The organism is Lentisphaera marina (genome assembly GCF_028745505.1).
Taxonomy (GTDB): domain Bacteria; phylum Verrucomicrobiota; class Lentisphaeria; order Lentisphaerales; family Lentisphaeraceae; genus Lentisphaera; species Lentisphaera marina.
This window is the reverse complement of record NZ_JAQZZL010000001.1, coordinates 2,438,141-2,450,610: the sequence shown is the minus strand read 5'-3', so window position 1 is coordinate 2,450,610 and position 12,470 is coordinate 2,438,141. Positions and strand designations below refer to the sequence as shown.

10 protein-coding genes are annotated in these 12,470 nt (G+C 40.6%); 4 read left to right on the top strand and 6 right to left on the bottom strand.

Annotation, left to right across the window (positions count from 1 at the left end; all coding sequences use genetic code 11):
• Positions 1–36: 36 nt before the first annotated feature.
• The 3 genes from PQO01_RS09870 to PQO01_RS09860 all read right to left on the bottom strand — a co-directional run bounded on the left by PQO01_RS09870 (position 37) and on the right by PQO01_RS09860 (position 3,102).
• Positions 37–330, bottom strand: coding sequence for a Dabb family protein (locus tag PQO01_RS09870; protein ID WP_420792917.1), 294 nt, complete (start codon positions 328–330; stop codon positions 37–39).
• Entirely contained in the window at positions 330–1,178 is an 849-nt protein-coding gene (locus tag PQO01_RS09865; protein WP_274313843.1) for a 3-keto-disaccharide hydrolase, read from the bottom strand. The genes PQO01_RS09870 and PQO01_RS09865 overlap by 1 nt, the downstream gene beginning before the upstream one ends.
• 214 nt (positions 1,179–1,392) lie before the next feature.
• Positions 1,393–3,102 (bottom strand): sulfatase family protein, encoded by a 1,710-nt coding sequence (locus PQO01_RS09860; protein WP_274313842.1) that lies wholly within the window; start codon positions 3,100–3,102, stop codon positions 1,393–1,395.
• A gap of 201 nt (positions 3,103–3,303) precedes the next feature.
• On the opposite strand from PQO01_RS09860, the gene PQO01_RS09855 reads away from it, so the two are divergent.
• On the top strand, positions 3,304–3,687 hold the full coding sequence (locus tag PQO01_RS09855; RefSeq protein WP_274313841.1) for a transposase: 384 nt from the start codon (positions 3,304–3,306) through the stop codon (positions 3,685–3,687).
• Complete coding sequence (locus PQO01_RS09850) at positions 3,684–4,520, top strand: IS3 family transposase (RefSeq protein ID WP_274313840.1); 837 nt, start codon at positions 3,684–3,686, stop codon at positions 4,518–4,520. Before PQO01_RS09855 ends, PQO01_RS09850 begins: the two co-directional genes overlap by 4 nt.
• 611 nt (positions 4,521–5,131) lie before the next feature.
• Here PQO01_RS09850 and PQO01_RS09845 read toward each other — a convergent pair.
• From PQO01_RS09845 to PQO01_RS09835, 3 genes are all read right to left on the bottom strand, one after another.
• The gene (locus tag PQO01_RS09845) at positions 5,132–6,220 is read right to left on the bottom strand and encodes a transposase (protein ID WP_274312032.1); all 1,089 of its coding nucleotides are present in this window, start codon (positions 6,218–6,220) and stop codon (positions 5,132–5,134) included.
• Between the two features lie 64 nt (positions 6,221–6,284).
• On the bottom strand, positions 6,285–7,340 hold the full coding sequence (locus PQO01_RS09840) for an IS4 family transposase (protein ID WP_274313839.1): 1,056 nt from the start codon (positions 7,338–7,340) through the stop codon (positions 6,285–6,287).
• Positions 7,341–7,442: 102 nt separating this feature from the next.
• The gene (locus tag PQO01_RS09835) at positions 7,443–8,321 is read right to left on the bottom strand and encodes an AraC family transcriptional regulator (RefSeq protein ID WP_274313838.1); all 879 of its coding nucleotides are present in this window, start codon (positions 8,319–8,321) and stop codon (positions 7,443–7,445) included.
• Between the two features lie 120 nt (positions 8,322–8,441).
• Between PQO01_RS09835 and PQO01_RS09830 the strand changes: the two genes are divergently transcribed.
• Both PQO01_RS09830 and PQO01_RS09825 read left to right on the top strand, forming a co-directional pair.
• Positions 8,442–10,163 (top strand): sodium:solute symporter family protein, encoded by a 1,722-nt coding sequence (locus PQO01_RS09830; RefSeq protein ID WP_274313837.1) that lies wholly within the window; start codon positions 8,442–8,444, stop codon positions 10,161–10,163.
• 4 nt (positions 10,164–10,167) lie between these two features.
• Positions 10,168–12,456 carry an FAD-dependent oxidoreductase gene (locus PQO01_RS09825; protein ID WP_274313836.1) on the top strand — a complete coding sequence of 763 codons (2,289 nt, stop codon included), beginning with the start codon at positions 10,168–10,170 and terminating at the stop codon, positions 12,454–12,456.
• Positions 12,457–12,470: the final 14 nt, after the last annotated feature.

The following is a 12,470-nucleotide window of genomic DNA, read 5'->3' as shown; positions in this document are numbered from 1 at the left end:
TCCTTCAAAATTAATCTTTTTTAAAAAGTACTGGCCTTATGGGTGTTTTTCATAATCGATTTCCAGAAAGTCATCCACCTCGGGAATCCAGTGCTTTTGTACAAACTCATTGTGTTCAGAGTGATTGCTGTAAAAGTCGTAATCAGCTTGATTATCAAATTCCATGGAAAGGCCAAAATCAAAGTTGTTTTTAGGGCTGACTTGTTTCAGGCATTCAAAATTTTTAACAGTGGAAATAGAAGATAATTGCTTGGCAAGTTTGAGAAAAGTCTTTTCCTGCTCAGAACCTTTTTCATGCTTTAAGCGAAATACTACCGTATGTCTTATCATCATTTATTCCCGTCTAATTCTTTGATTCGAATATTTCTATAAAGTAGCTCAGCGGATTCAGCTTGTAAACCGATGTGACCTTTTTCAATGGGGACAAACTTGCCATCCTTCTTCTGTTCCATATTGACTGTTTCGAAGACGACCTCACCATTGAGAATAAAGGTCGCTTTTTTGTGGCCGAGTACACGGATCTCAATTTCGTTCCATTCACCTTTGGGTTTTTCTTTTCCGAAAGGTGTTATTACTGCTCCATTTGTGCTGATTAATTCACCATTGGGGTCCCAAAAAGGTCCCTTACGTTTGATCTGGGAGCGAAGGTGTGCTCGGGGAGGAACGATAAAGTAATCGCCACTATGAAAACGATGAGTAGGCTTTCTACCTTTCCAATAATCCTTTGTATTGCCTCTAACATGGGCAGGAGTTTCACCGATCTGCATTTCAAAGCAATTGGGCCATACTTTTTTGAGGTCTCCATGCACGTGGAAGAGAAGACCTCCATCACGGTCCCAGTTCAAACGTGGTTCAAAACGTTTGTCCAGCCATTTATATTCCATACGCAAGATGAAATGGCTAAACTGTTTTTTAGATACGAGGCAATCGTGCTCTTGTTCGGAACCTTGCTTTTTACCCGCGTAAACGTGAATGGCTTTTTCCTCTTTGTTGATTGAAAAAGCGCCCCAATCCTTATCTCCTTTTGATTTAGCAGCAGTCCATCCCTCGAGGCTTGTTCCATCAAAGAGTGGGCTAAAACCTTCTTCTGCAAAAGTAGCCTTAGCAAAGCAAACGATGAGTATACATCCTGTGAGTAGAAAATGAGATCGTCTTGTTGTTTGAGTCTTTCTTTTCATTCGTAATTCCCTGTAAACATAATTAAACAATAGCTGTTTTTTAAAGCGTCATATAAATAAGTTGTAGTAAAGATTAATTGAATTACGAAAAAAAGTAATCTTTTTATAAAATTTAGTATTTGTTAAAGCTCATCAATATAAAAACGCTTCTATGCTGAGATTTTTTGTGATAAAGTAAGGTGTTTGAGTCTTTCTTATACCTACCTGTATTTAACTACTTTTTTAGATAGTCATGAACCGCTTTGGAATTTTTAGCGTTAGCGCTATTAAAAATGGGGATTTCGCGCAGTTCGTCCTTACTGTCTGCAGCGATGAGCTTAATAAAGTCATCCATAAATGCTGCGCCATTGGCACCTGTAGGGAACTGACCTTGCTGAACATATTCTTCTTTAAAGAAGGCTTGTGGGTTCTCGCTTAAACGAGCTTTAGTTGGTAATTTTCGATAGGTCGCTCCCTGAGTTTTGCCGTCTTTGCTGGACCAGAAGACGATTTTGTCTTTACCCTTTATGTATACCGTATTCAAAATTTCATCTCTATCCCAGTATTTGAGGTCGCAAAAGCGGGCCTGGCTAAACTTCTTTTTGGCTGAGTTTAGTTCTCCGTAAGACATATCTCTATAGAGGCCTGCAGCTTTGTAAAAAGAGCTGTTACTACTGGAGTAAAAGAAACTTTGATCGTCAGGGATTGGATTATTCTTGGCCAGGTAGGGCCAGAGGTTAATGCCATCGAAAGGAAAGTTCGGTTTTTCTTTTTGGTCGACAATGCCGACAAGTGTGGGGGCAATACAGCTTGTGGGCGTTATTTCATCGACAATACGTCCACTTCCTTCTGAATTGGCCATGGCTTTGCTCCAAAAAATCATGGGCACTCGAATACCGCCCTCAAAGTGTGAGGACTTAAAGTTTTGCAATGGGTAATTGGTGCCTGAAATACTGCCATTATCGCAAGTAAAGATGACTAAAGTATCGTCTTCCACACCTGCCTCTTTGAGTGTTTGCATAATTTTGCCTATGCCGCGATCCATAGAGTAGACAAGAGCAGCATAATTGTAGTCATTAAATTTCTTTGTTCCCAACTGGGACATTTTTTGGTAAGCTAATGAGTTTTCTTTGGTCCAGCCTGGGCTTCGTTTCTTAAATCCTTTAAGTTTTGAATCGGGAACTTGATGATGACCTCGTCCTTTTGTGCCATTCATGAATTCCAGCCAATCGGAATTTTCTATGCCCTCGAATTCTTTTGGGAACATGGCCTGAAGATCTTCTAATTTTCCATCTAATGGCGTGTGTGGTGCGGTGTACGCAAGGTAGAGTAAAAAGGGCTTCTTGTTTTGAGCGGAACGTTTGATAAAGTCAGCCCCAAAGTCAGTGAATAAATCGGTAATGTACTCGCCGCCTTCAGCCACAAAGGGAGCTTCCTGAAAGTCTGTGCGCCTTGGCAGTTGCTCCCCCTTGCGCATGTAAAATTTGCGCATTCCGCCATTGAATACCAAAGCATCGTTAAAACCGGCACTGGCGGGGTCTGCATTAAGGCCAATGGATCCCGTACCATGAGACTTTCCTACAAAGGCAGTCGTATAACCTCGATCGCGCAATTGCTTGCCAATCCAGGGCTTCTCCAATATGTCGGCACGATTGCACCAGCGACCTGAAAGTAGATTGGTCCGAGCAGGAGCGCACCAGCTGGGTGTATAAGTCTGCATAAAACGAACCCCGTTGCGTCCGAGTTTATCTAGATTAGGTGTAAACTTGTGAGAGATGGTGAGATCATCTTTTCCCTGGAAAAGCTCCCGGTAACAACCGAGGTCACCATAACCAAAGTCATCGGCAAAAATCACTATGAAATTCTTTGGTGCCTTTAAGTCCACAGCCTGGATCGTAAAGCCAAGGAAAAATAGCGTTATTATTATGAGTGAAAGTTTTTTCATATTACCTGATCCTAATTATTTGCGCACTCAGCAATGATTAATTTACCCACCTACACGGAAAGATGTACGTCCTTCTTTACAGACTTCATGGTTTTAATTCTCAATTAAAGGGAAGTGGTCAGTTGGAAGCTGTCAGTTGACAGTTATTGATGACAGTTGTCTTGTCCTGATATAGGTTGTCATCTAAATCAGGAACAACCCATGAAAGATACAATAAGATATAGTGAATCATTTAAACAAAAAGTGGTAAACGAAATCTCCAAAGGTAAATTTATAAGCTGTGGAGAAGCTAGCCAAGCTTATGGGATATCAGGCTCTTGTACAGTAAGAGGCTGGGTCAAAAAGTATGGTAGAACAGACTTATTACCAAAGGTGATTAAAGTGGAATCAGAAAATGATATTGATGAAATTAAAGCTCTTAAAAAGCATATTGCTGAGTTAGAGAAAACAGTAACTGAACTAGCTATAAGTGATGTTATGAATAAAGCTTACTTTGATATAGCGTGTGATAAGTTCGGTGTGTCAGATAAAGTCGCATTCAAAAAAAAAGTCGATGCGAAGCTGTCTGGAGAGTCAGAGAAATGAACAAATCTTTCACTGTTAAGCAACTCTGTGAGTATTTAAAAATGAGTCGGCAAAACTTCTATAAACATAGATCAATTAGCACTAAAAAAGAAGTGGATCAAAAGCTTATAGTCGAACTGATCAAAGAACAACGCTGCATCCAGTCAGAGCTCGGAGTTCGAAAGCTACATCATATATTAGCGGATGACTTCAAAGAGAATTCTATAAAAGTAGGACGAGATCGCTTGTTCGATATAGCTCGTGAAGAGCGACTATTAATCAAAAGAAAGAAGAAGTACTGTCGCACAACCGATTCTAGGCATTGTTTTAAAGTTTATAGAAACCTCATCAAAGATATGAATTTAACATCTCCTAACCAGGTTTGGGTATGCGATATCACCTATATTAGAGTAGTAAAAAGCTTTGTTTATTTAGCATTGATTACTGATGCATACTCTAGAAAAATCATTGCTTATAATGTGGGAGAGAACTTAGAAGCTGTTGGATGTATCAAGGCGTTGAAAATGGCTTTAAAAGATCTACCTAAAGGTTCTCACCCGATCCATCACTCTGACAGGGGGTCGCAGTATTGTTGTTATGACTATGTCGATATTCTAAAAAAGAAAAACCTTCTGATTAGTATGACAGAAGAAAATCATTGTTATGAAAACTCAAAAGCTGAAAGGGTTAATGGGATCCTAAAATATGAGTACCATTTGAGAAATACATTCAATGATCTAAAGAGCGCAAAAACAGCTATTAAACAAGCTATCTATTTGTATAATAATTGCCGTCCACACATCGCTTTGGGTTACTCATTCCCAAGTACTGTTCACGACAGACAATGTGCATAACAAAACAACAAATTGTGACAACTATTTTTCAGGACTTGACAGTAAGCCAAGAAATTGCGAACTCCGTAACTTCTGTGCTCTTTAGTACTTGAGTTATTTTGAGTTTTAACAAAAAAATTAATAATTTAGAATCACAATCATCCCATAAATCTTTAAAATAGCCTTATCCGCTTAACCTTTGAGCTTAGAAACTTCTCTTTTCTAAAGAGGGGGTTTAACGGTTTTTACTAAAACTGAGCTTAATTAAACACATGCTGTCCCATAGAATGCTTTATCAAAGTTAGGTAAATACGCTTGATCTGGAACTGCTTTGATCTTTGGAGGATCACTGGCTGTCCCACAAGTTTTCAAAAGAGATGATAAATCGAAATAGCTCCACAAAACACCTCGGATTAGAGTCGTAATTCTTGAAAAGGAATGTGGCCACTGAGATCTAAAAGCTAAAAACCTTAGATCCTTTTGCAAAAGTCCTGAATTAGAGTGATTAAAAAGTTCATCCAGGATAAATCTTAAGATCTCGCTCACATGTATCTCGAAATTGGATACATGTGAGTATAAACAAGCCAAAAATGGACGCAAGTTGATCATGACGTATAGTTTTATGTTAGTTGCTAAATAGTCTTGAAGAGTTGGTTTGCTGTTATTGCAATAATGCCAAACATTAGATGAGTCATGACTTTTGCATGTCCTCGTACTCTGATCATCCTACCACCATAGTTGTCTTTTAAGTTCGAAAAGACTCTTTCAACAGATGACCGCTGTTTGTACCGTTCTTTTTCAGGCGGGTCAAAAATCTTTTTCTCCCCAGTTTTTCTAGGATTGTGATCAATAATAGATTTATGTCCTAAAAGATGGCTGAATTTATGGATAGAAGGTGAATCATAGGCTGCATCCATTAAATCATATAAATTAGTTATGCGTTGTGCGCTAATCTGTGCTAAAGGGATTGCCGCTTGGCTGTCGTGTAAAGACGCTGAACTCAATAGGCCTGCGACTGGTATATCTCCATCAATACAATCTAAGTGAAGCTTGTAGCCTTTCCATGAAACTTTATAACCATTACTGTTTTTCTTTGTCCCTTTATTACAGTGCGTTGGGAGCTCTTTTAAGTTTTCTTCAAGTGACCGGTCGACCTGCTTTTCCACTACGGTTTTTTCTTTAATTCGGATCTCACCTTTTTTAGGCCGCCCTCGTTTCTTAGGGGCTTTAGGCTCAGCCCCTGGTTCAGACATGACTTTTTCTCTAGCTTCAATTGCTGAAGAATCTCTACTAATGTGCGGTACTAAGGTGTCTCCACAATGTTTTACCACTAAGAATTCATGGATTCTTTGGCAGAGCTGAGAGGCGGTGATTTCTGCAAATACTCTAGAAAAAGTACTTTCATGAGGAAGCTGTTTTGCAAATTCCCAACCACATAAACGACGTATCTTTGTACTTGATTTGAGAAAGTCTATAAAAGATCTTGTTGTATCGAAGTTATAAACGGATTTGGCTATGTAAGCTTTCACTATATTAAAATGATCTTTCGGAGGTCGCCCAAATCCACACCATTCAAATTCATGGCTGAACTGATCAAGCTCAGTTATTGTGCAGATGCGAACAAACTCTTTCTCTTTCTTAGTTAATTCTCCGCCTAAAAGTTCTTCTAAGCCTGGAAATAAATACTTTTCTATGGTATCCCATAAGCCGGGTAGATTCATGTTTTTTCTCTTTTTGTTTTGGTAACTATTGAGATAACATGTTTCTACTTTTATTCAGCTTGTTTTATGACTTTTGCAAAAGGCTCCTTAGTAAAACATACGTAAGTAGAGCCGTCCAAACTTGCCATTGAATTGCATTTTTATTATGACCTAAGAAGTCAGCTAGCTTCAAGTTTTGTTTTAGTTGTTTAAAGAAAACTTCAATACCCCATCGCGATTGATAAATAGAAGCGATAGAGCTTGGTGCCCACTGTAAATTATTACTTAGAAATTTCAGGGTCTTCATTTTTCCATCAACCTCAACATTAGTGGTAACTAATCGGAGGACTTTGGGGTAATGTTTTTCGGTATTCACCCCATTCAGTTTAATGAGTTGATCTGAAATGATATCCCCTTTAGAGGGCCGTTCCTCAATTATATCATAAGTCATATTGTCTTTAGAACGAGTCACCCAATTGACTCCTCGGGCATCAAGGTGAAAAAGGTGCTTGAAATCAACATAAGCTTTATCGAAGACAACGATTTCACCATCTTTAATGGTAGCACACATCTCCTTGGCTTCTGTTGAATCATGAGTATTAGCTTCTTTAACAATTGCATAGGAAGGTAAAAAAGTTTGAAGGTTTAATTGCATATGACATTTAGCCGCAGCTTTGCGGCGACGATGTTTGGCCCAATTCAAACAATGAGCTACTAATTGAATTGTCGTAGAATCAACCGCATATACGGCTCTTTTGAAACGTTGTGGAAAGTTTGAATTCTGTTTATCTAAACCAAAGCTAGGAAGTTGAGACTGCAGTGACTTTAAAACTTCCCAAAACAAATCTTCCGCCATTGCTGCATTTCGTGTTCGATTGGCATTTGAGAAAGTGTTTCTTTTTGGTGCTGTCGCACCTCTAATCTGAAATAATGAACTGGAGTGATAATGCAAACCATCACATACATCATTTAAACTTAGAGCATGAGAGAGCTGAGTATACAATAAACTTACGACGTGACTCCACGAACTGAATTTACGAGTCTTTATTCCATGCTTCTTAGCAAGTTTATTAACTATGTGAGGTGGGATTAATTGGCAGATCTGTTTTAAGGTTGATAGATTACTTTTGTTTGGCTTCATTGTAGTTCCTTTATTTGTGGTAATTTAAAGTACTCAATGAAGCCAGACTTACTTTCAGTTAGTCCAATTTATCATTTCTTATGGGATGACTGTGATTTAGAATTAAGAATTTAAAATTGTCTTTATATAGTCTCTGGGGGATTGGTCGCAGTGCTTTTTAAACCATTTTGAAAAGTGTGAGAGGTGTTTGAAACCGAGTGATAATGAAGTGTCCTGAATACGTGAATCGGGGATGAGTAGGCGTTTTTTGGCGTATTCAATACGAATGTTTTCATAGTATTGAGCAGGACTCTTGTTGATATTTTCGTAAAACAACCGAATAAGGTGGTTGGGGCTCAGGTAGACAGATTCAGCTAATTGTTTGATGTCGAGCTTTTCGCTGAGTTTTTTTTCATTGAGCTTTCTTATGGCCTGCATGACGCGTTCATCAATATTGAATTGCCCTGAATGACTAATTTGTTTTTCTCTAAGTATTTTTTCTAATTCGATGAGCCATTGGGATAGTAGCGAATTAAGAGTCATGAATTCAGTAAAGTTTGCGGGGTAGGCTCTGGCGTCCCAGCTATTGGGAGCTAATGCTTTTAGAGCTTCCGCAATAGGCAGTGCTTTATTTTCTAATTGCGGGTGACCTTTGGCATCGATGACTAGCGCTAAACCATCGTCAAAAAGTTTAGATCCATCGGGCCAAGAGGCTTCGAAGGAGATCGATAAGACTTCTGTGTTGGCTGCAAAACTTTGAATTCTGGAGCAGGGCTTGGGAATGAGCCATTGTCCTGGCATGGCGATGTAAGTTTCATTATTATACTCAACTTTGGCCCAACCTTTGCGTATGAGCCAGGCGCCATTGTTATCGAATTCACTAAAACTTTGTACCTGATTTGGGGCGTGCCTGTCTTGACCAATTTTACCGTCGTAACACCAAAAGAGGTGAAGTCTTAAGTTTAGCCAGTCCTTGTAAATGATGTCGTGATTGAGTTCCATAAAGCACCTTTTAATTAAAAAGTATAAGTTTTTATGTAAATAGTGTAATTATTATACTTTGCAATCAGGTCTTGGAAATAATAAGCTGAAAGTATCATTTACAAACTATGGAAAATTTAAATGAATTTTATCGATTACTTCATACTGATTGTTTACATGCTGGGGATTTTTGGCGTGGGTTTTTTTCTCTCAACTAAAAATAATAGTGCAGAAGATATGTTTGCTGCCGGTGGTGAATCCCCATGGTGGACATCCGGTTTAAGTTCATTTATGACCATGTTCTCTGCGGGGACTTTTGTCGTGTGGGGCGGTATTGCTTATGAGCATGGCATCGTCGCCGTGGTGATCAACCTTTGTTACGGTATTGCGGCTCTGGCCGTTGGGTATTATGTCGCCGGTAAATGGAAAACTTTGGGGGTGAATACTCCCGCACAATTTATCGAATTACGCTTTGGTGCAGCAGCAGTTCAATTTTATACCTGGGCAATGATGGTGTTTCGCATTGTAGGTGTTGCCGTTTCGCTTTATGCGCTGTCAGTGGTTTTAGTTGCTATGATGCCCCTGCCTGAGGGGAACTTTCTGCGAGATGAGGCAACGGGCAACTTATCTCTCACTTGGGCGATTATCATTTTTGGCAGCATCGTAGTGATCTACACCATGGCGGGTGGTCTTTGGGCCGTACTTATGACCGATGTTTTGCAATTCATCGTCCTCAACTTAGCCGTTCTTTTTATAATTCCATTAATCTTCAGTGATGCGGGTGGTGTGAGTGCCTTTATTGAACGTGCTCCCGATGGTTTCTTTGCCCTCACGAATGACAAGTATGGCTGGTTCTTTATGGTGGGCTGGGTTCTGATTCATTTCTTTATGATTGGTGCCGAGTGGGCCTTTGCTCAGCGTTTTATTTGTGTCCCAAATGAGAAAGATGCTCGAAAAAGTACTTACCTCTTCGGAGGTCTTTATCTGGTGAGTCCCTTATTCTGGTTATTACCACCTTTAGTTTATCGCGTTATCAACCCCAACGCAGATCCTCAAGAGGCTTATATTCTCGCCTGTAAAACTGTGCTTCCAGCTGGCATGCTTGGCCTCATGGTTGCGGCGATGTTCTCTGCAACGGCAAGTATGGTGAGCTCACAACTCAATGTTTTTGCAGGGGTTTTAACTGAGGAGTTTTATCAGCGCTTATTTAAGCCCAAAGCCACTGAAATTGAACTCCTTAGAGCCGGTCGAATCTTCACCGTTATTCTTGGAGCTGTGGTAGTGTTGGTTTCTTTGGCGATTCCTTATCTGGGTGGCGCAGAGAAAGTCATTGTCTCCATCACTAGTCTCATGGTAGGACCCTTGTTAGCACCGACAATTTGGGGCTTGTTTACTAAAAAAATCAACATCAAAGCTCTGTGGCTGACTGTATCAGTGAGTTTTGTCCTAGGAGTGATCTTTAAAATGGGCCTAGCAAAAGAAGGCTTTTTAGTGGGCGAAGCCACACAAGGATTAGCCGACTGGGCCAATGGCAATGGCAAAATAGTGGACCTCATTATCGGAGTCGTGGTTCCAGTTGCCGTCTTAATCTTCATGGATAAAAGCGCTAAGTCAGTGGCTGAGGGCTGGAATAATGTTGAAAACCTTATAGCAAAAAGCAAAGAAGAGGGCGAAGTAAAAAAAGCCAGTGATTTACCTGCTAAGATTGTGGCGACTTGTTTACTTGTTTTGGCCTTGATGATGTTTGGACTCGTGATTTATAACGAACAGGATAAAGGCCTCTTAGCGGGCTTTGGATTGGTTCTCGTACTCATCGGTGGCGGCATTTTTTCATTTTTAAAAATTCAAAAACAAAAGGCTTAGACCAATGATTATAGTCGACGCAGAAAATCATCGCGATTTAAAAAATATTAAACTAAGTACGGATCTAACGATAATTGGTGGTGGCTTAGCAGGTGTATGTACGGCCATTACGGCTGCTCGAGAAGGTGTGAAAGTTGTACTTATACAGGATCGTCCGGTCCTTGGAGGCAACGCTTCATCGGAAGTTCGTCTTTGGGCATTAGGAGCTACATCACACCAGGGGAATAACAATCGCTGGGCTCGTGAGGGTGGGGTGATCAATGAAATTATGGAGGAAAATACCTGGCGCAACTGCGAAGGTAACCCTCTCTTTTTCGATGCACTCTTACTGGAAAAAGTCCGCTTAGAAGAAAACATCACTCTTCTCCTTAATACCGCGATGGTTTCGATTGAAAAGAAAGATGAGAAGACCATCGAGTCCGTTCGCGCTTTCAGTACTCAGGACTCTACCCTTTACGATATCAGCTCACCTTATTTTTGTGACTCATCTGGTGATGGTATACTCGGCTATTTGAGTGGTGGCGCTTTCCGTATAGGTGCTGAAAAAGCCGATGAATTTAATGAGCCTTTTGCTCCTGATCAAGATTACGGTGAATTACTCGGTCACACGATTTATTTCTATAGTAAAAAGACCGATAAGCCAGTTAAATTTGTCGCTCCGGAATTTGCCTTAAAAGATATCACTAAAAAGATTCCACGTTATAATCAAATTTCCGCAAAGAGCACAGGCTGTGCCCTTTGGTGGCTCGAGTACGGTGGCCGTATGGATACGATTCACGACACGGAAGAGATTAAATGGGAACTCTGGAAAGTAGCTTATGGCGTTTGGGATTACTTGAAGAATTCCGGTAAGTTTCCGGAAATGGAGAATCATACTCTTGAATGGATGGGCAATATTCCAGGTAAGCGCGAGAGTCGTCGCTTTGAGGGTGATTACATGATTAGCCAATCAGATATCATTGAACAAAAAGAACATGAAGATGCTGTTGCCATGGGGGGCTGGGCCGTGGATTTACACCCATCAGATGGTGTTTATAGTGAAAAGTCCGGCTGTACCCAATATCACTCTAAGGGCGTGTATCAGATCCCTTACCGTTGCTTATATAGCAGAAATATAGATAATTTATTCGTTGGTGGACGTTTGATTTCCGCCTCTCACATCGCCTTTGGTTCCACGCGAGTAATGATGACTACGGCTCATACTGGACAAGCCACTGGTATGGCGGCGGCTCTTTGTGTGGAGAAAAAGCTCAAAGTGAGAGACGCTTTAGAAAAAGACAATATGCATGAGCTCAAGACTCGTCTTTTGCGCAGTGGGCAATTTATCCCTCACCATAAAATGACTGATCAAGGCAATTTACTTCACCAAGCTAAGTTGGAAGTGAGTAGTGAACGCCCGCTAGAATTAATTGAAGAGGGGGAAGAACTCTTGGCGATGGATAGAGCGCGCGCACTGATTTTTCCTGCTAAAAAAGGCAGAATGCCCAAGATAAGCTTTTGTTATCAGAGCGAAAGCATGGGGCAAGTCGAGTTGCAGTTGCGTAGTTCAGCCAAAGTGGGTAATTTTACGCCAGATACCATTCTCAGTTCTAAGCTTGTTGAGATCGAAGTAGGCGAAAAGCAATGGCTGGAATGCGACTTTGACGTTGAGCTTGATGAAGATCAATACCTCTTCGCCTGTGTTATGCCACGTGAAGGTCTAAGTTTGTACAGTTCAGAAGAACTGCTGAGTGCTGTAATGACGGTGGCGCATATTGCCGATCCAAAAGTTGCGAAGTCCGCAATTCAAGAGGCGCCGGAAGGCAGTGGTTTCGATACCTTTGAGTTCTGGATTCCCGAGCGTCGTCCTGGTGGTAAATTACCTGCAGTTAGGTTTAATCCGGCAATTGAGGCCTTTGCAGTAGAGCAGTTGTTAAATAATTACACACGTCCCTTTATTCAGTCCAATACCTGGATTGCTGACCATAGTGATTCCGAGCCGCAAATCGTGTTAAACTGGGAAGAACAAAAGTCTATTTCTCAAATCGTCCTCAACTTCGATACCGATTACGACCACGCCATGGAGTCGGTGCAGTTTGGTCACTTTGATCGTGCCATGCCGTTTTGTGTCAAGCATTTTCAAGTCCTCAATGGAGCCGGCGAAATTATTGCGGAAGACGCAAAAAATCATCACGCGCGTGTGGAGTTGAATTTCAGCGAGGCAATTCAAACAGATCAAATTATAATTAAATTAATTTCAACCCATGGTTTAGCTGCTGCTGTAAATGGTATATATATTGGTGGGAAATATTAATTCTGGAGGTCGAT

What these genes read in the sequence shown, in the direction of transcription:
- PQO01_RS09850 (WP_274313840.1), top strand. Translation starts at nt 3,684, where the DNA reads ATGAACAAATCTTTCACTGTTAAGCAACTCTGTGAGTATTTAAAAATG.
- PQO01_RS09865 (WP_274313843.1), bottom strand. Translation starts at nt 1,178, where the DNA reads ATGAAAAGAAAGACTCAAACAACAAGACGATCTCATTTTCTACTCACA.
- PQO01_RS09840 (WP_274313839.1), bottom strand. Translation starts at nt 7,340, where the DNA reads ATGAAGCCAAACAAAAGTAATCTATCAACCTTAAAACAGATCTGCCAA.
- PQO01_RS09870 (WP_420792917.1), bottom strand. Translation starts at nt 330, where the DNA reads ATGATAAGACATACGGTAGTATTTCGCTTAAAGCATGAAAAAGGTTCT.
- PQO01_RS09835 (WP_274313838.1), bottom strand. Translation starts at nt 8,321, where the DNA reads ATGGAACTCAATCACGACATCATTTACAAGGACTGGCTAAACTTAAGA.
- PQO01_RS09830 (WP_274313837.1), top strand. Translation starts at nt 8,442, where the DNA reads ATGAATTTTATCGATTACTTCATACTGATTGTTTACATGCTGGGGATT.
- PQO01_RS09860 (WP_274313842.1), bottom strand. Translation starts at nt 3,102, where the DNA reads ATGAAAAAACTTTCACTCATAATAATAACGCTATTTTTCCTTGGCTTT.
- PQO01_RS09845 (WP_274312032.1), bottom strand. Translation starts at nt 6,220, where the DNA reads ATGAATCTACCCGGCTTATGGGATACCATAGAAAAGTATTTATTTCCA.
- PQO01_RS09855 (WP_274313841.1), top strand. Translation starts at nt 3,304, where the DNA reads ATGAAAGATACAATAAGATATAGTGAATCATTTAAACAAAAAGTGGTA.
- PQO01_RS09825 (WP_274313836.1), top strand. Translation starts at nt 10,168, where the DNA reads ATGATTATAGTCGACGCAGAAAATCATCGCGATTTAAAAAATATTAAA.